General features: G+C 37.3%; 14 protein-coding genes and 1 tRNA gene. 1 reads left to right on the forward strand and 14 read right to left on the reverse strand.

Annotation, left to right across the window (positions count from 1 at the left end; genetic code table 11):
* The coding region (locus ACOH2D_RS14880) for an acylneuraminate cytidylyltransferase family protein (RefSeq protein WP_449535707.1) at positions 1 to 529 on the forward strand (529 nt) is incomplete at its 5' end.
* A gap of 509 nt (positions 530 to 1,038) precedes the next feature.
* Here ACOH2D_RS14880 and ACOH2D_RS14885 read toward each other — a convergent pair.
* The 14 genes from ACOH2D_RS14885 to ACOH2D_RS14950 all read right to left on the reverse strand — a co-directional run bounded on the left by ACOH2D_RS14885 (position 1,039) and on the right by ACOH2D_RS14950 (position 17,938).
* Positions 1,039 to 2,283, reverse strand: coding sequence for a site-specific integrase (locus ACOH2D_RS14885; protein WP_449535708.1), 1,245 nt, complete (start codon positions 2,281 to 2,283; stop codon positions 1,039 to 1,041).
* A gap of 220 nt (positions 2,284 to 2,503) precedes the next feature.
* Positions 2,504 to 2,577: transfer RNA gene (locus tag ACOH2D_RS14890), tRNA-Arg, on the reverse strand.
* Between the two features lie 31 nt (positions 2,578 to 2,608).
* Complete coding sequence (locus tag ACOH2D_RS14895) at positions 2,609 to 3,058, reverse strand: GatB/YqeY domain-containing protein (RefSeq protein ID WP_348062868.1); 450 nt, start codon at positions 3,056 to 3,058, stop codon at positions 2,609 to 2,611.
* A 468-nt stretch (positions 3,059 to 3,526) separates the two neighbouring features.
* The gene (gene ftsZ / locus ACOH2D_RS14900; protein ID WP_449535709.1) at positions 3,527 to 5,428 is read right to left on the reverse strand and encodes a cell division protein FtsZ; all 1,902 of its coding nucleotides are present in this window, start codon (positions 5,426 to 5,428) and stop codon (positions 3,527 to 3,529) included.
* A 109-nt stretch (positions 5,429 to 5,537) separates the two neighbouring features.
* Complete coding sequence (gene ftsA / locus ACOH2D_RS14905) at positions 5,538 to 6,869, reverse strand: cell division protein FtsA (protein ID WP_348038272.1); 1,332 nt, start codon at positions 6,867 to 6,869, stop codon at positions 5,538 to 5,540.
* A gap of 3 nt (positions 6,870 to 6,872) precedes the next feature.
* Positions 6,873 to 7,496 (reverse strand): cell division protein FtsQ/DivIB, encoded by a 624-nt coding sequence (locus ACOH2D_RS14910; protein WP_348038274.1) that lies wholly within the window; start codon positions 7,494 to 7,496, stop codon positions 6,873 to 6,875.
* 79 nt (positions 7,497 to 7,575) lie between these two features.
* Positions 7,576 to 8,934 (reverse strand): UDP-N-acetylmuramate--L-alanine ligase, encoded by a 1,359-nt coding sequence (gene murC, locus ACOH2D_RS14915; protein WP_449535710.1) that lies wholly within the window; start codon positions 8,932 to 8,934, stop codon positions 7,576 to 7,578.
* A gap of 82 nt (positions 8,935 to 9,016) precedes the next feature.
* Positions 9,017 to 10,123: an undecaprenyldiphospho-muramoylpentapeptide beta-N-acetylglucosaminyltransferase gene (gene murG / locus ACOH2D_RS14920; RefSeq protein ID WP_449535711.1), complete on the reverse strand. Its 1,107-nt coding sequence runs from the start codon at positions 10,121 to 10,123 to the stop codon at positions 9,017 to 9,019.
* 84 nt (positions 10,124 to 10,207) lie between these two features.
* On the reverse strand, positions 10,208 to 11,401 hold the full coding sequence (locus ACOH2D_RS14925) for an FtsW/RodA/SpoVE family cell cycle protein (RefSeq protein ID WP_449535712.1): 1,194 nt from the start codon (positions 11,399 to 11,401) through the stop codon (positions 10,208 to 10,210).
* Positions 11,402 to 11,413: 12 nt separating this feature from the next.
* Entirely contained in the window at positions 11,414 to 12,745 is a 1,332-nt protein-coding gene (gene murD / locus ACOH2D_RS14930; RefSeq protein WP_449535713.1) for a UDP-N-acetylmuramoyl-L-alanine--D-glutamate ligase, read from the reverse strand.
* 14 nt (positions 12,746 to 12,759) lie between these two features.
* On the reverse strand, positions 12,760 to 13,119 hold the full coding sequence (locus tag ACOH2D_RS14935; protein WP_449535714.1) for a four helix bundle protein: 360 nt from the start codon (positions 13,117 to 13,119) through the stop codon (positions 12,760 to 12,762).
* Between the two features lie 39 nt (positions 13,120 to 13,158).
* A complete protein-coding gene (mraY, locus tag ACOH2D_RS14940; protein WP_449535715.1) occupies positions 13,159 to 14,400 on the reverse strand; it encodes a phospho-N-acetylmuramoyl-pentapeptide-transferase in 1,242 nt (413 codons plus the stop codon).
* 128 nt (positions 14,401 to 14,528) lie between these two features.
* The gene (locus tag ACOH2D_RS14945; RefSeq protein ID WP_449535716.1) at positions 14,529 to 15,992 is read right to left on the reverse strand and encodes a UDP-N-acetylmuramoyl-L-alanyl-D-glutamate--2,6-diaminopimelate ligase; all 1,464 of its coding nucleotides are present in this window, start codon (positions 15,990 to 15,992) and stop codon (positions 14,529 to 14,531) included.
* Entirely contained in the window at positions 15,992 to 17,938 is a 1,947-nt protein-coding gene (locus ACOH2D_RS14950; protein WP_348037701.1) for a PASTA domain-containing penicillin-binding protein, read from the reverse strand. The genes ACOH2D_RS14945 and ACOH2D_RS14950 overlap by 1 nt, the downstream gene beginning before the upstream one ends.
* Positions 17,939 to 17,969 lie beyond the last annotated feature (31 nt).

Consider the following 17,969-nt stretch of genomic DNA (forward strand, 5'->3'; position numbering starts at 1 on the left):
AAACAATAATATTCCTTACTTACTTCGTCCAGATGCGTTTAGTCAGGCGACTTCAAGCAACACTGTGTATGTACATCATTTCCTAAATCATTTAATTGAAAAAAAAATAGAATTACCAGATGCATTGTTAATTTTACAACCCACTGATCCTGTTCGGAAGCACACCTTCTTAAAAGATATTATTCAATTATACCAAACTGAATCTGCGGATTGCGTGTTTACTGTTGTCAGATGTAAAACAAAAATGGGACGAATTATTGACGGTGTCTTTACGCCTTTCAATTATCAATTTGAACAACGTTTTCAGGATATGGAATCCTACTTTGAGGAAAATGGGATGTTTTATTTAATTAATGTTAATTCTTTCCTGAAAAACAATTCTTTTTTCGGAACAACAAATTTACCATACGAAATCCCAGAGCAATATAAAAACATGGATATTGACACTAAACTAGAATTAGATATTGCTGAATTCATTTTTAAAAACTTGGAGAAAAATAAAGGAAGTGAAAAAACAAAGAAATATTAATTAGAACGGTTGAGGTTTCTCATATGTACGAATTAAATTTATTTTTCATTAAAGTCTTTTTGATTTTATCAAAGATATCCTCAAACTTTTTTTGTTGTGCCAAAAGTGTTTTTAGAATCATCCTCAGTAGCCTGTATCCTTTCAATCGCATTGGCTTCAGTGCTTTGTGTTATATCATCAACAGTACAAGAAACGATTAAGTTAGAGAATAAGGTTAAAATCGAAATACTTTTTAAGATAAACTCATCAATAACTAAAGGAGCAGTCTTACTTTTTGTATAGGCGAACCTTACCAGCACCAACTTAACCTTTTGTAATTTTAATTAAAAAAGAAGCAGTCTGTTTTATAAAATGGAAATAGGCTAAATTATACAAAGTTGAATTATGGATAATTGTTACTCGTCTACCAATTCCACCATATCCCTTTTCCAATAGTATTTGGAGGTTATTTGGTAAAGTTCTTCGCGATGTTTGAACAGAGAGACATTCAAAATAAAAAAAACTCCAATTCAATCCTTTTTCAGCTCATCCTTAGCATTTAACATCTTCTGCAAATCAATCATATCCTTACTTAGTTTCTCCTCCAATACACGCGCATAAATTTGGGTTGTTGATACTTTCAAATGACCTAATAATTTAGACACCGTCTCTATAGGCACACCATTACTTAAGGTAACGGTTGTGGCAAAGGTATGGCGAGCCATATGAAAGGTGAGATTTTTTCTAATTCCAACCACTGATGCAATTTCTTTAAGATACAAATTGATTTTCACATTGCTAACTACGGGAAATAAGGTTTCTGTGAGGACAGCCATAGGATGATTATCATATTTTTCCAAGAGAAATTTCGCCTTATCTAGTAAAGGTACTTTTACTTTTGTTTTAGTTTTTTGACGATGCGTAACAATCCAATTATTACCATCCATACCCTCTAAAACATGTTTTGATTTAAGAGTTCTGATATCAGCATAACTGATCCCGGTATAGCAGCTGAAAAGAAAAACATCCCGTACTCTTTCTAGTCGTCCAATAGGAAATTCGTAGGTTTCAAGATTTGAAAGTTCATTTGTCGTTAAAAAATCACGTTCCTTCTTTTCATAGCTCATTTTCCAGCGTCTGAATGGATCATTATCTAACCATTCCAAATGATAGGACAGCGTAACCATTTTACGAAGCCTTTGAAGGTGTTTCATGACCGTATTATGCCCCATTTCCCTATCGTGACCTTTTGGATAATAAGCGTGAAGAAAACGTTCAAAATCACAAATAAATTTATAATCCAATTGTTTTAAGAAAACATCAGCTGTTCTTCGATCCTTTAAAAGAAACTTCCTAAGATATTCTTCAGTAACACCATAATTTCTGATGGATCCAGCGGCGTGTGTATTTTCTATTTTTTTGGAATGGTAATCAATAAGTTCCAATAATGTTTTGGAACTCCCATCTTCACCAAAGTATAGGGATTTAATTTTTTCAGCGGTAATCACTTCGTCTTGATATTTCAAGTCTTGATAGATTTGAAAGAGTCGCGTTTTTACTTCATGGAAATATTGATTAATATGTTTCGCATCATTCGTATTGCCACGCAAAATCTGAGTTTTTGAATCCCATGAATTAATAGGCACTCGTCTTTTGAGACTTAAATTAACTCGTTTTTGATTTACTGTGATTCTCGCATAAACTAATGCTAAGTTGTTTTTGGCATTTTGGGCATCGGCCCAAAATCGGATGGAAAATGTTTTTGTGGTACGCATAATTATCGTCTTTTAGTTAAACTATTTCTCTAAGACGAAAGTCAATCAATAATGTAAGTTACTACTTAAATGGTAGCTGAACTACCATTTTAAAAAGAAACTACCTTTTAACTACCATATGCAATCAAATCATATCAAATTAAATGAACCCATAAAAACCTAAAAACCAAGCGAATCCTACGGATTGCTTGGTTTTGATACCATTTACAAATGGTAAAAGTGACCACGAAGGGATTCAAACCCCCGACCGCTGGAGCCGAAATCCAGTGCTCTATTCAGCTGAGCTACGTGGCCATTAATTCCTGCGTAAGCAGGAATCTCTTATTTAGGCTAATTTAGCCTTTACTATCATTGAAATCGTTTTACCATCCGCTTTTCCTGCGAGTTGCTGATTGACGATTCCCATGACTTTACCCATGTCTTTCATTCCCTCTGCTCCTGTACTTGCAATAGTTTCAACGACTACTTTTTCTATTTCTTCTTCAGTTAACTGTGTTGGTAAAAACTGACTGATGACTTCCGCTTGAATCAATTCTGGTTCGGCCAAATCATTTCTGTTTTGTTCCATGTAAATAGCAGCGCTATCCTTACGTTGCTTAACCAATTTTGACAAAATTTTAATCTCCTGTTCTTCAGAAATATCTTCCTTGGAACCGGTTTCTGTTTGAGCTAACAGTATTTCAGATTTAATCGCTCGCAAAGCTGCTAAAGCTTCTTGATCTTTACTCTTCATTGCTGCTTTTAACGCAGTCATTAAATCTTCCTGTAAACTCATGGTTGTATTATTTTTGATGCTGCGAAGATAACAAAAAGTAAGGAGTGTTTGGTTAGTGAATTACAAGATAAATTGAAATTAATTTAGTTGATGTCAATAAAAGATCAAAGACCACTACGCTTATAGAATCAAGAACAAAGACTAATTCGCAATTTAATGAGAATATTGATTGTGCAGGTTGCAATAAGAAAGTAATAAAATGTTTGGGAGGCATTTTTAAATGCTACTCATTTGAAAACTGAAACTAAATTTAAATCCACATTAAGGCTATAGACTCTATGCTGATTAACTCGCTTTAAATTTCGCCTATCACATCTCACACAAATAAAAATAGAATTAACCACTCTAAACTAAGCAATCAACACAAGTCAACCCAATAGATCCCTGCATTCTCAGGAATGCAAAACCCGAAAAGCGGTCATGCTTTTCGGGTTTTATAAAGTGCGAAATACAACGTTAAATCTGCTATTAATCTACGTTATCGTGTAAAAATGAATTATTACTTCGCAGCTGAATATCATCATTGTCATCAGTACCCACTGACATTCTTGACGCTCTGATCTCAGAAGAATATTTGTTATCCTCTAAATTAACACCTTGGCGTTTATATGCAGGCTCTTTTTCAATTTCATCAACTTTAGCTGAACTGAATTTGTAGTTAAAGTCTTTCATTTTACGTCTTCTGATATCAGCACGATCCTTTAACATATCAGAAATTGGACTGTTCATAGGATCGATTTCTTCTGGAGAAATTGATTCTTCTTGAGTTGAAATGACTCTTCTCTCAAACACAACGTCTTCTTCAATAACTGGTTGTTGTTTGGTCTTTGTTTTATTAATTGAAGACTCATGCGTCATAAAATCATCAAGCGCATAGCGTTTTTCGCCATTTGCATCCGCTTCAGTGACCGATATAATTTCAATATGATCATTGACCTTCATGTCTCTTGTATGGTCGTCCAAATCAAAGAGAATTTTGTTTTCATCTTTTGGAGTTTCTTCAGGTTTTCTGTTGAATAAAGGCAAATCGAAAGAAAAGGTGAATTGCTCCTCTTCTTCAAAAATCGCCCTTTTTGGTGCTTCTGCCTTTACAGGTTGAACAGGAGTAATTATAAAATCATCTTCGTCAACGCTATCCAAGACTTCATCATAAACTACATTGAGATTTCTGATAAACTCATTGGTCGGGATCAAACCCATTTTAGGCTCCTTTTTAACCTCCTCTTCTACTAAAGTATGAATCGTGACTTTTTCAACTTCTTTTTCAAGAACGATTTCTGGTGTTATAATAGCCGGCTCGCGTTCTTTAACTTTAACCTCATTGTTATCATCTCCCAAAGCGTGAATGACCTTTTTAGTCTCGGTATTAGAGATTTCGTTTTGCTGTTCAACATCGAAACCCGTAGCGATGATAGTTACAGCGATAGCCTCTTCCAATGATTCATCTTCCCCTACACCCATAATAATGTTTGCACCGTGTCCTGCTTCATTTTGGATATGGTCATTGATTTCTCCAATTTCATCAATAGTAATTTCATGGGCACCAGAAACGATGAGCAACAATACGTTTTTGGCTCCAGTAATTTTATTATCATTTAATAATGGCGAATCTAAAGCTTTCATGATGGCTTCCTGAGCACGTGATTTACCAGATGCTGTCGCAGATCCCATAATGGCCGTTCCACTATTACTCAAAACAGTTTTAGCATCACGTAAGTCAATATTTTGGGTATAGTGATGTGTGATCACTTCCGCAATACCTTTTGAAGCGGTCGATAATACTTCGTCAGCTTTAGAGAAACCTGCTTTAAAACCTAGGTTGCCATAAACTTCACGTAGTTTATTATTGTTGATGACCACTAAGGAATCGCAATGATTTCTTAAAGTTTCAATCCCTTTTTGAGCTTGTTCATTTCTCGTTTTTCCTTCAAAAAGAAAGGGCATCGTGACAATACCAACGGTCAAAATTTCCAGCTCCTTGGCAACTTTAGCGATGACAGGTGCTGCTCCAGTTCCAGTACCTCCACCCATTCCTGCCGTAATGAACACCATTTTTGTATTGGTATCCAACATTCTGCGGATATCCTCTAAACTCTCAAGTGCTGCTTGCTCGCCCACTTCTGGATTAGCTCCGGCACCAAGACCTTCAGTTAAATTGACACCTAACTGGATTTTGTTTGGTACGCCACTATTTTGAAGGGCCTGTGAATCAGTATTACAGATGACAAAGTCAACGCCTTTAATTCCTTGTTGAAACATGTGGTTAATGGCATTGCTTCCGCCGCCGCCAACTCCTATCACTTTAATGACGTTCGATTGGTTTTTTGGCAAATCGAATGCGATGTTTCCAAATTCATTTATATTGCTCATAATGTTTTGGGTTTTTCTGGATTCTTAATTAATATTTATTTATTGAGACAGATAATTATCTGTATCTATTTTGATTTGTTGAGACAGATAATTATCTGTCTCTACGTAATTATTCCGCGTTATCTAAAAAATCTTTGACACGTTCGGTCAATTTATCTAAAAATGATCGACGTTCTTTTTTTGGTAATAACATCGGTTCTTCCTCTTCAACTTCGGTTGATGGCGATGCTACAATCTCTTCAGCTGCTTCTTCGGCTGCCTTTTCAATGCGTTTACGCTCTTGACGCTTTAATCCGTCCATCACTAAACCAACTGCCGTCGCATACAACGGGCTCGCAATTTCCTCATCACTATCGCCTGCTAAATGCTCATTCGGGAAACCTATTCTGGTGTCCATTCCGGTAATATATTCTACCAACTGTTTTAAATGCTTCAGCTGTGCGCCTCCTCCTGTCAGTACAATGCCAGCAATCAATTTCTTTTTTTGTTCTTCGTGTCCGTAATTTTTTATTTCAACATACACCTGCTCTACAATTTCTACAACACGCGCATGAATGATTTTTGATAGGTTTTTAAGGGTAATTTCCTTTGGTTCCCGTCCTCTTAATCCAGGGATTGAAACAATCTCATTGTCCTTATTTTCTCCTGGCCATGCGGAACCAAATTTTATTTTTAATAATTCGGCTTGCTTTTCTATGATGGAACAACCTTCCTTGATATCTTCAGTAATCACATTACCTCCAAATGGAATGACTGCGGTATGACGAATAATGCCGTCTTTAAAAACTGCTAAATCCGTGGTACCGCCTCCTATATCAATCAAAGCCACACCTGCTTCTTTTTCTTCCTGGCTTAATACGGCGTTTGCTGATGCTAACGGCTCCAAAGTGATACCTTCCAACTCCAAGCCTGCACTTTTTACGCAGCGACCAATATTTCTGATGGATGACACTTGACCAACAACCACGTGGAAATTAGCTTCCAATCGACCGCCATACATTCCGATAGGCTCTTTAATTTCTGCCTGTCCATCAATTTTATATTCCTGTGGCAATACATGAATAATCTCTTCACCAGGAAGCATTACTAACTTGTGCACTTGATTGATTAATCGATCAATATCTTCATCATCAATAACCAATTCAGAATTAGGTCGTGTGATATAATCACTATGCTGTAAACTTCTGATATGCTGACCTGCGATACCTACGGTCACTTCCTCTATTTTCAATCCACTCTCGGCTTCAGCTTCCTGAACAGCTTGCTGAATGGACTGAATGGTTTGCGTGATATTATTGACAACGCCTCTATGTACTCCTAAACTTTTAGCTCTTCCAATTCCTAAAATTTCGGCTTTGCCATATTCATTTTTACGACCGATCATAGCCACAATCTTTGTGGTCCCTACATCTAATCCTACTGAAATTTTATTATTTTCCATCCTCTACTTTTTGGTACATATGACCTGTTTATCAAATCTTAAATTAACAACACTGTAAGTATTCAAAGTGCTATCTTTCATAGCTTTTTGATAGAAAGCCTTAAGATTATTTATTTTTTTATCCAATTTGTCCAACGAACCTAACTGTATTCTAAAATCATTTAATCTAAATCTTAGATCAATGCTTCCATTTTCATTCTGATGAATTTCGGTAACGTGCGTTTTTAAAAACTCATCACTTTGAACCTTTTTAGCTACTGTGAACACATTATACAATTCATTTTTAACCACAAATCCCGTAACCAATGGGACGCGTGACGTGTAATTTGTTGATAACGGCATGTAGGAACCGACATCATCGATATAGTAAGATGCATTTGTACTTACTCGAGCAATAGGTTTCTTTTGCTCAATTTCAGCGACCAATGTGCCATCAACAGTGATGTATACTTGGGCTCGCTTAATCATGACGTTGGCGTTCAGGGCAGATTCCAAGTCGTTCAAATCTATCATTTCTTTGGCCGTATTTGTAACACTTTGTTGATTTTGTATTAACAACTTACTAACAGCCTCATGCGTGATAAATAAATTCTCATCGCCCAAAAATTTGATATTGGGTTCGCTCACTTTTCTGACGGAATTCCTCGCGGAGGAAAACGCAAAAAGAAAGACTACCAATATCAGTAACCCAATTATTTTTATATAGTTATAATTTATTTTCAAGACTTAAAGCTTGTTTTATATATTTTACTTGTTCTCCAATATCTCCAGCACCAATAGTTAAAATAACAGGTGCATTTGATGCTTTTATTTCTGAAATCAACTCCGATTTCTGGATCAATTTTTTGTTTTGATTTTCGATTTTTGTCAATAACCATTCTGACGTAATACCGTCTATTGGCAATTCTCTTGCAGGATAAATATCTAGCAATAACAACTCGTCAAATTGCGAGAGACTTTTTGCAAACTCATCTGCAAAATCGCGTGTTCTACTAAACAAATGCGGTTGAAAAATAGCCAACACTTTTTTATTCGGATACATTTCCCGAACCGCTTGATGCACGGCATTGATTTCTTCTGGATGATGTGCATAATCATCGATAAACACTAAATCATCCGTTTTAATCTGATAGGTAAAGCGTCGTCTAACTCCTGAATAAGATGCTAAGGCGTTGGCGAGCTGCTGGTGAGGGAGACCATATTCTACAGACATCGCCAAGGCCATTATTGCATTCGACAGATTATGTCTTCCAGGTAGGTTAAATTTAAAATTTTGTAGCGTTTGGTTTGGCGTTTTTAGGTCAAACTCATAACTGCCATTGATGATCCTTATGTTTTGCGCTGAATAATCGGCGTCATCTTCTATTCCGTAAGTAATTCCTTCAATCGGCAAGCCATTCTTCACAAACAACTTCCCGTTTGGTTTTAATTTTTTAGTGAATTCAACGAATGATTTTTTAAGTTCCTCAGCTTCACCATAAATGTCAAGATGATCAGCATCCATTGAGGTCAACCCGGCCATATCTGGCGATAAGGTTAAAAACGAACGATCATATTCATCAGCCTCAACCACCGTAACTTCAGTGCCATTTAGGATGAAGTTGGAATCGTAATTCTCACTCACACCGCCTAAAAATGCTGTTACAGGAACATTACATTCATATAACAAATGCCCCAAAATACTAGTTGTGGTCGTTTTACCATGAGTTCCGGCGACCGCCAAACAAAAGGTGTCTCTGGTAATTTCCCCAAGAACTGCAGAACGTTTTAGGACTTCAAAATTTTGATCTTTGAAATAATTAAACTCCGCATGACCTTTAGGAATTGCAGGCGTGTAAACAATCAACGTATCATCAACATTCAAGAACTCAGCTGGAATTGCAGCAACGGAATCTTCAAAATGAACTTTAACCCCAAGATCCTCAAGTGCGTTTGTGATGTCTGTTTTGGTTTTATCATAACCCGCCACAGATTTCCCATTCGCCACAAAATAACGTGCAAGGGCACTCATTCCGATGCCTCCGATGCCGATGAAATAGACGTTATTTATTGTTTTTAAATTCACTGTTTGTTGTTTGTTGTTTAATTTGAACTTCGTTATTCGTTATTCGTTATTCGTTATTCGTTATTCTCTTAATACTTTATACTTAATGCTTCTTCAACAACTTCTCCACCTCATCCACAATATCTTTTGTAGCGTTGATAAGGGCCAATTTTTTTATATTTTCACTCAACTTCTGTTGTTTTTCAGCTGATTTTACTAATTGTGAAAATCGGTTTTCGAAATCGACATCTAAATCTGCTTCCTTTATCAACAAAGCAGCATCCTTATCAACAATGGCCATGGCATTCTTAGTTTGATGATCTTCGGCTACATTGGGCGAAGGAATGAATATTACCGGTTTTCCTACCACACATAATTCCGAAACCGAACTCGCTCCTGCCCTAGAAATGATAAAATCTGCGGCAGCGTAAGCCAAATCCATGGTGTTTAAAAAAGCATGGACTTGAACATTTTCATAAGAATTATATTTCTTATAGGTTTCGTAATACAACTTTCCACATTGCCAAATCACTTGCACATTTTGAGTTTGGAAAAACTCCAATTCTTTTTCAATCAGTTCATTGATGCGTTTGGCACCCAAACTACCACCCAAAACCAACAAGGTGTATTTGCCATGCTTCTGATTAAATACATCCTTTCCTTCAATTGTTTTATTATCAATTTGCAACAAATCCTGACGGATAGGATTTCCTGTTTTTATTAATTTATCCTTCGGAAAAAAACGCTCCAATCCATCGTAAGCCACACAAATTTTATTAACTTTTTTGGCCAATAATTTATTGGTAATGCCTGGAAAAGAGTTTTGCTCCTGAATCAAACACGGAATACCTTTGGAAGCCGCAACCTGCAATAATGGTCCGCTGGCAAATCCACCGGTTCCGATGGCAACATCTGGTTGAAATGTTTTAACAATCTTTCGCGCTCGCATTAAGCTAACGACCAACTTGGCTGGAAAAACAAGGTTCTTAAGCGTCAACTTACGCTGAATTCCAGTAATCCATAGCCCTTCAATCTTATAACCAGCTTGTGGCACTTTTTCCATCTCCATGCGATCCAACGCTCCCACAAAAAGAAACTCTGCGTCAGGAAAGCGCATTTTCAACTCATTGGCAATAGCAATCGCAGGATAGATATGACCTCCTGTACCGCCTCCTGAGAGAATTATTTTATATGTTTCTTTTTTAACCACTATATTTTTAAAATTCCAATAGTTTAAATTCCAAATTCCAATTCGATTTAACTTCAAGCTTCTATAACGCTAGATACTTACAACTTATATCGCTTCACTTAATATTTCCAAAGGATTATCTAATTCCTCTTCTTGTTCCTTTAACTCTTCTCTTTTGGCACTCACACTTAAAATCATTCCGAAAGCCAAACAGGTCATCCAAATGGACGTACCACCACTACTGATAAGTGGTAGTGTTTGCCCCGTTACCGGAAATAACTCAACAGCAACAGCCATATTAATGAACGCCTGAAAAACGATAGGCAAGCCAACTCCAAGCACGACTAATTTACCAAAAACGGTATCGGATTTTTGGGCGACGATCACAATCCTGAACAACATCCAACAATACATTACCAAAATAACCAAGCCTCCAACTAGGCCGTACTCTTCAACGATAATTGCAAAAATAAAATCTGAGGAGGATTGTGGCAAAAAGTTTTTTTGAACACTTCCCCCAGGCCCTAATCCGATATATTTTCCGGTTGCAATCGCAATCTTCGCTTTTTCAATTTGATAATCGGCTTCTGTATCTTCTCCATTTGAAAAGTTCTCTACACGACTGATCCAAGTGTCCACACGGTTGGGCATCGCCTCAGGAAATGCCTTTGCGGTCAAAACAAATAATACCAAAAACAACACCCCGGCGCCAACAATTATTGCCAAATAACGAATCGGATAACCCCCAATAAAGGCTAACACCATGACCATGGCGAACATAATCGCCGCGGTTGAAAAGTTGGCCGGAAGGATCAGTATCAACACCAGAAAAACTGGAATCCATAACGGCAAAATTGATTCTTTAAATGAAATTTCCCTATCCTGGATTTTTGATAAATAGCGTGCCACATATACCATCAACACCACAGCAGCAAACGTCGACGTCTGAAACGACATCCCAATAATCGGAATCTGAATCCATCGGCTCGCATTGGCACCATCAATGGTAGTGCCTTGAAACATGGTCATGATCAATAAAATCAATACGACTGGCATCATGACGAGCGACAAACCTCTAAAATAACGGTAAGGAATGCGATGCACGCCATACATTATAGTGAAGCCCAGAAATAGATGCATAAAGTGTTTTATAAAAAACGAAAATGTACTTCCCGAATTAGCTGTATATGCCAAATTACTGGAAGAACTGTACACAGGAAGGAATGAGAAAATTGCCAGCAATGCGACAATTGACCAAATCAAACGATCCCCCTTTATGTTGTTGAAAACACTTTGCACTTTTTCTTCTTTTTATAAGCTTCTTACAGCATTCTTAAATTGACGACCTCTATCCTCGTAACTTTCAAACAAATCAAAACTTGCACACGCTGGCGACAACAATACAGAATCACCAGACTCCGCTAATTTGTATGCGATTTTTACCGCTTCGGTCATATATTCGGTTTCAACAATGACATCCACCATTTTCCCGAAAGTTTTCAGTAATTTTTCATTGTCCACACCCAGACAGATAATGGCTTTGACCTTTTCATTGATAAATGGAAACAACTCTTTATAATCATTCCCTTTATCAACACCTCCAACAATCCAAATGGTTGGCGTATCCATACTTTCTAAAGCAAAATAGGTAGCATTAACGTTGGTAGCCTTTGAATCATTGATGTATCTGACCTTATTGATTTTCAAAACCTCTTCCAAACGATGCTCTACACCTTGAAAATTCTCCAAGCTTTCACGAATCGTTTGTTTTCTTATTTTTAATAAATGCGCTACGGTTGAAGCAGCCATTTGATTCTTAATATTGTGTTTGCCTTCTAAGGCTAAATTTGTTGTTGACATAATAATTTGATTGTTATCTATCGTTATTTTTATTTCATCTTGGTCCAAATACGCGCCATTTTCGATGGTTTTCGTTAATGAAAACGGCAATAATGTGGATTGAATTTTATGTGATTTGAGCCAGTCCACTATAACTTCATCATCTGCATCATAAATCAGATAATCATCTTTGGTTTGATTCAGAACTATTCTGAATTTCGAATCGATATAGTTTTCAAACTTATAATCATAGCGATCCAAATGATCTGGTGTGATGTTCAACAAAACGGCGATATGTGGTTTAAAATCTACAATACCATCTAACTGAAAACTGCTAATCTCAAGCACATAGTTTGGATAATCATGTTCCAAAATCTGTTGCGCAAAACTTTTCCCGATGTTTCCAGACAAACCAACCTCCAACTCTTGTTTTAAAATATGATGGATTAAGGTTGCTGTTGTGGTCTTGCCGTTCGTTCCTGTAACTCCTACAATCGTTGCATTGGTAAATTTCGATGCAAATTCAATTTCAGAAACCACTTGTATTCCTTTCTCTCTAATTTGCTTAACCAAAGCCACTTTATCAGGTATTCCTGGACTTTTCATCACGATGTCGGCATTCAGAATCTTGGCCTCCGTATGCTGCTCATCTTCAAATTCAATTTCATTATGTATAAGAACTTCTTTGTAATTATCTTTAATTTTTCCTTTATCTGAAAGGAACACTTCATAACCTTTTGCCTTTGCTAAAAGCGCTGTGCCTACGCCGCTTTCTCCTCCTCCTAATATGACTAGCCTCTTCATTTACGATATTAGATTTACGAGTTACGATTCCGGTTTCGGATTGTTTTGATTGATGCAACTACTATTGATAATATCTCATTTGCTTCTGCATGCAATCTCTTCATTTCATCCACTTCTCTATTAGAAACATCTAAAAGTAATTCGATGAAATACATGCTTTCATCTGCTTCTTCCTCAACTATTTTCAACTTGTTCAAAAAGTCAGCGTCAGATTTTGCTCTACATGCTGCCCTATAATTTGCTCCAACCGAACTCGAACATCTTATCAATTGATTACAGTAAGCGTTGTACTCCCTTGTAATTGGAAATTTGGAACAAAGATGCCAGCAGTCTGATGCAAATTTTTTAGTTCTATTTTTAATTATTTCCTTCATTGATATCGTAATTCTTAAATCGTATATCGTAATTCTCTATTATCTAATTTTCAAGGTCACTATCGACACAATGGCCAATAAAATTCCAACAATCCAAAAACGGGTTACGATTTTACTTTCGTGATATCCCGATTTTTGATAATGATGATGCAATGGCGACATCTTAAAAATGCGTCGTCCTTCGCCATATTTCTTTTTGGTATATTTAAACCAACCTACTTGCAGGACCACCGATAAATTCTCAGCTAAAAAGATCCCACACAACACCGGAATTAACCATTCTTTTCGAACAGCAATCGCAATGACCGCAATGACTCCACCGATAGTTAAACTTCCTGTATCTCCCATAAAAACAGATGCCGGATAACTATTGTACCATAGAAATCCAACAAGCGCCCCCACAAACGCGGCGATATAAATAGTGATTTCTTCTACCCTTGGGATGTACATAATGTTGAGATATTCAGAAAAAATGATATTTCCTGAAACCCAAGCAAAAATCCCCAAGGTGAGCACAATTATGGCTGACGTTCCTGCAGCCAATCCATCAATTCCATCCGTTAAATTAGCACCGTTGGACACCGCTGTAATAATGAAAATCGTCACTAAAATAAAAATAACCCAGGTATACTTTTCAAGACCTGGACTGATCCAAGTCACTAAATGAGCGTAATCAAATTCATTTTTCTTGACAAATGGAATGGTTGTTTTAGTTGATTTCTCTTCAGCTTTAAACAATTTGGAGGCTTCCACATTTGGATTTGCTGCCAAAACCTCCTTTTGTTGGGCAATTGGCAATTTCTCCTTAATGGTCACATTTTGGTTGAAATACAGAGTGGCACCCACAATAATTCCCAAACCAACTTGTCCTAAAACTTTAAATCGTCCTTTTAAGCCTTCTTTGTCCTGCTTGAATTTTTTAATATAGTCATCCAAAAAACCAATAGCACCCATCCAAATCGTGGTCACAATCAACAGGATAATATAGATATTATCAATTTTGGCAAACAATATCACAGGAATCAAGGTAGCAATGATGATGATGATTCCACCCATGGTTGGCGTTCCAGCCTTTTCAACCTGCCCTTCCAATCCTAAATCTCTAATGGACTCTCCTACTTGTTGCCTTTGCAAAAACCCAATAATGCGCTTACCGTAAATTGTTGAAATAAGCAACGACATGATAATCGCCATGGCCGCCCTAAAAGAGATAAATCCGAATAGGGAAGATCCGGGAAAATCAAAGTGTTGTTTCAAATATTCAAAGAGGTAATAGAGCATCTAGATTATGGATTGTTGATTGTTGATTAAATTGAAATTCGTTATTCGTTATTCGTTATTTCTATTATTTATTATTACTATTCCTTATTCCTTATTCTCTGGGCTTCTTACTTCGTGCTTCCAGCTTGCTACTTCTCCAACTGTTTCAATAACTCCTTCACTATTTTCAAGTCATCAAAGTCACTTTTAACACCTTTAACTTCCTGATAGGTTTCATGGCCTTTGCCGGCGATGAGGATGATATCATTGGGCTGCGCCATTTGGCAAGCGGTTTTAATAGCTTGTTTTCTATCGGTAATCGAAACGGTTTTTTTGAAATTTTGAGGCTCTACCCCTTTTTCAATGTCTGCTATAATCGTTTCAGGAACTTCGCTTCTTGGGTTATCACTTGTGAAAATCACTTTTGTACTTAAAGCAGATGCGATATGCCCCATTTTAGGACGTTTTGTTTTATCGCGATCGCCACCACAGCCAACGACCGTAATTAATTCTTCGTTTTTGGTACGGATACTATTGATGGTTTCCAATACATTCTGCAAAGCATCTGGCGTATGTGCATAATCGACAATGGCCGTTATTTTTTCGTCAGAAATGAAGTATTGAAAACGTCCCGAAACACTTTCCAACTCGCTTATCAAACGTAAATTCTCCACTTTTTCAAGCCCTAACAATTCTGCGGCAGCGTAAATAGCCAAGATATTATAGGCGTTAAAATTGCCAATTAACCGCGTCCAAACTTCATCATTATTAATCTTGAGCAACAGACCCGTAAATTGATTTTCTAGAATCTGCGCTTTATAATCGGCATAGGTTTTTAAAGCGTAAGTATATTTTTTTGCCTTGGTATTTTGTAACATAACCAAGCCGTTCTTATCATCAATATTGACCAATGCAAAAGCATCTTTGGACAAGTTGTCGAAGAATGATTTTTTCACATCTCTATATTCTGCAAAGGTGTTATGATAGTCCAAATGATCATGCGTCAGATTTGTAAAAATCCCGCCTTCAAAATGTAGTCCTTCCGTTCTGTTTTGATGAATCCCATGAGAACTCACTTCCATAAAACAAAATTCGACACCAGCGTCACTCATCAAGCTCAAATACCGGTTGATGGTCAAAGAATCTGGCGTGGTATGAGTTGCTTCATACTCCGTCTTATCCACCATGACTTTTACGGTAGACAATAAACCGACCTTAAATCCTGCTTTTTTGAACAAATGGTACAACAAAGTCGCCACTGTAGTTTTGCCATTAGTACCAGTAACACCAACCAATTTTAGATTGGCTGAAGGGTTATGGTAATAATTAGCAGCCATAAAGGCCAAAGCCTTACTGGCACTTTCGACCTCTATATAAGTAATGTCACTTTGTAAATTTTCTGGCAAGACTTCACATACAATGACAATCGCGCCTTTTTCAATCGCTAAGTCAATATATTGATGCCCATCAGTCAAAGTTCCTTTAATAGCCACAAAAACATCTCCTTGCGTGATATGTCGAGAGTCAAAATCTATCGCGTTCACTGTTACGCTCGTCGTTCCGACAACGGCGTTGATAGTAACCTTATATAATATGTCTTTTAATTGTGCCATTATATATTTAAATAGACTTCTTGATTGCGTTTTATTTTGCTGCCTTTTTCAATGGATTGCTTTTTAATGACGCCCACACCTTCAATTTTCACTTTCAGACCCATATTTTCTAAAAGCGCCAAAGCATCCATCGCTGGCATCCCTCTTACATCGGGCATAATAGTTTTATAAGTTTGAGCCGTGTCATAATAATTTTCGAAATCCTTGTTAACGATGGCGTTTTGGAATTTCAAGGTTTCTACCTCATCAGAAATCGGCGTATCAGTAAATATTTTTTGTGCAATTTTCTTAAACACTGGCCCAGACACGTCACCACCATAATAACCCACACTTTTATCAGGCTCATGAATCACGACGATGCAAGAATACTTTGGATTATCCGCAGGAAAAAACCCAGCGAATGATGAAATATAACTCAGCTTATCTTTATTGGCATAATCCTTTTGGCAGGTTCCCGTTTTTCCCGCCATAGAAAAACTAGGCGAATACAACTTTTTTCCTGTGCCATGCTCCACCACGTTTTCCAATAGTTTTTTGACCTTATCCACGGTTTCCTGAGAACAGATTCTTGGATTAAGAACTTCTTTTTTGAACGGCACGATGGTTTTATCAAACTCGCGCACTTCACGCAAAAATTGTGGCTTTACCATTTCGCCATTATTAGCAATAGCATTATAAAACGTCAAGGTTTGCAACGGTGTAAAAGAAACTCCGTAACCGTAAGCCATCCACTGCAAGGCAATACCGCTCCAACGTCCGTTTTTAATTCGAGGATCCGGAATAATTGGCTCAGGCTCTCCAACAAGCGCTAAATCCAAACGCCTGTTCAAATTCATGGCATACAAACGATCAATAAATTTGCTTGGCTGATCCTTATAAGCCTTATCAATAGCTGCAACGATGGCCGTGTTCGAAGACACTTCAATCGCTTTTGCTAGGGATATTTTACCATAGCCGCCATGTTTAGAATCGCGTACCTTTTTACCATAAAAGCTCAACACGCCTTTTTGCGTATCGAAAACGTCGCTGGTATCAATGACTTTATCCTCTAAAGCCGCAGTTATCGCCATAATCTTAAAAGTAGAACCTGGCTCATGACTTTCGGCAACGGCATAATTTAAACGCTCATAGTAATGGCCATTTGCATTCCGTCCAAGATTTGAGATCGCCTTGATTTCGCCCGTTTTCGTTTCCATAACAATCACAGAACCATGATCGGCCTTATATTTTTCGAGCTGTTCCAATAAAGCATGATGGGCAATGTCCTGAATATTCACATCGATGGTCGTGTACACATCATAGCCATCTTTTGGCTCAATTTCATTATAATCGGTAATCGGCTTCCATTGACCTTGACCGATTTTTTGTTTCATTCTATGACCGTCAGTTCCTCGTAAGTACATTTCGCCAAAAGCACCTTCAATACCTGCTCGTACTACGTGCTCATCTTTATCGATGCGTTCATAACCGATAGAGCGTTGTGCAATGCCACCCATAGGATGCTCGCGCTTTGTAGTTTGCTCTACAATAAGTCCACCTCTAAATGCCCCAAGATTCAATAATGGAAAATTTCGGATGCGCGTATAATCGGTGTAATTGATATTTCTTGCTATAAGGAAGTATCTGTTTTTATTTGCCCTTGCTTTTCGCAGTTCTTGTTCATGATACCCTGAGGATTTTCCTGTGTATTTTGACAAAGAATCACTCAACGGCTTCAAATAGCTCTCAAAAGTTTTAGTGGTCGGCGTCAAGGCATCAAAACGAATGTCATACTTAGGAATTGAAGTTGCCAACAAACTCCCATCGGACGCGTAAACATTGCCACGATTGGCAGGAATTGTTACATTTTTAACCGTGCGCTTTTCAGCCAATTCACGGTATTTATCACCTTGCACCAATTGAATAGTGAGCAATTTGAACACCACAGCAAGCGCAAAGACAAACATGATGCCTGCTACAAAATACAATCGGTTCAAT

It is taken from the genome of Gelidibacter sp., assembly GCF_053579655.1.

Excerpts from the sequence above, each read along its gene's own strand:
- ACOH2D_RS14885 (WP_449535708.1), bottom strand. The coding sequence starts at position 2,283 with ATGCGTACCACAAAAACATTTTCCATCCGATTTTGGGCCGATGCCCAA.
- ACOH2D_RS14895 (WP_348062868.1), bottom strand. The coding sequence starts at position 3,058 with ATGAGTTTACAGGAAGATTTAATGACTGCGTTAAAAGCAGCAATGAAG.
- ftsZ (WP_449535709.1), bottom strand. The coding sequence starts at position 5,428 with ATGAGCAATATAAATGAATTTGGAAACATCGCATTCGATTTGCCAAAA.
- ftsA (WP_348038272.1), bottom strand. The coding sequence starts at position 6,869 with ATGGAAAATAATAAAATTTCAGTAGGATTAGATGTAGGGACCACAAAG.
- murD (WP_449535713.1), bottom strand. The coding sequence starts at position 12,745 with ATGAAGAGGCTAGTCATATTAGGAGGAGGAGAAAGCGGCGTAGGCACA.
- ACOH2D_RS14935 (WP_449535714.1), bottom strand. The coding sequence starts at position 13,119 with ATGAAGGAAATAATTAAAAATAGAACTAAAAAATTTGCATCAGACTGC.
- mraY (WP_449535715.1), bottom strand. The coding sequence starts at position 14,400 with ATGCTCTATTACCTCTTTGAATATTTGAAACAACACTTTGATTTTCCC.
- ACOH2D_RS14945 (WP_449535716.1), bottom strand. The coding sequence starts at position 15,992 with ATGGCACAATTAAAAGACATATTATATAAGGTTACTATCAACGCCGTT.
- ACOH2D_RS14950 (WP_348037701.1), bottom strand. The coding sequence starts at position 17,938 with ATGTTTGTCTTTGCGCTTGCTGTGGTGTTCAAATTGCTCACTATTCAA.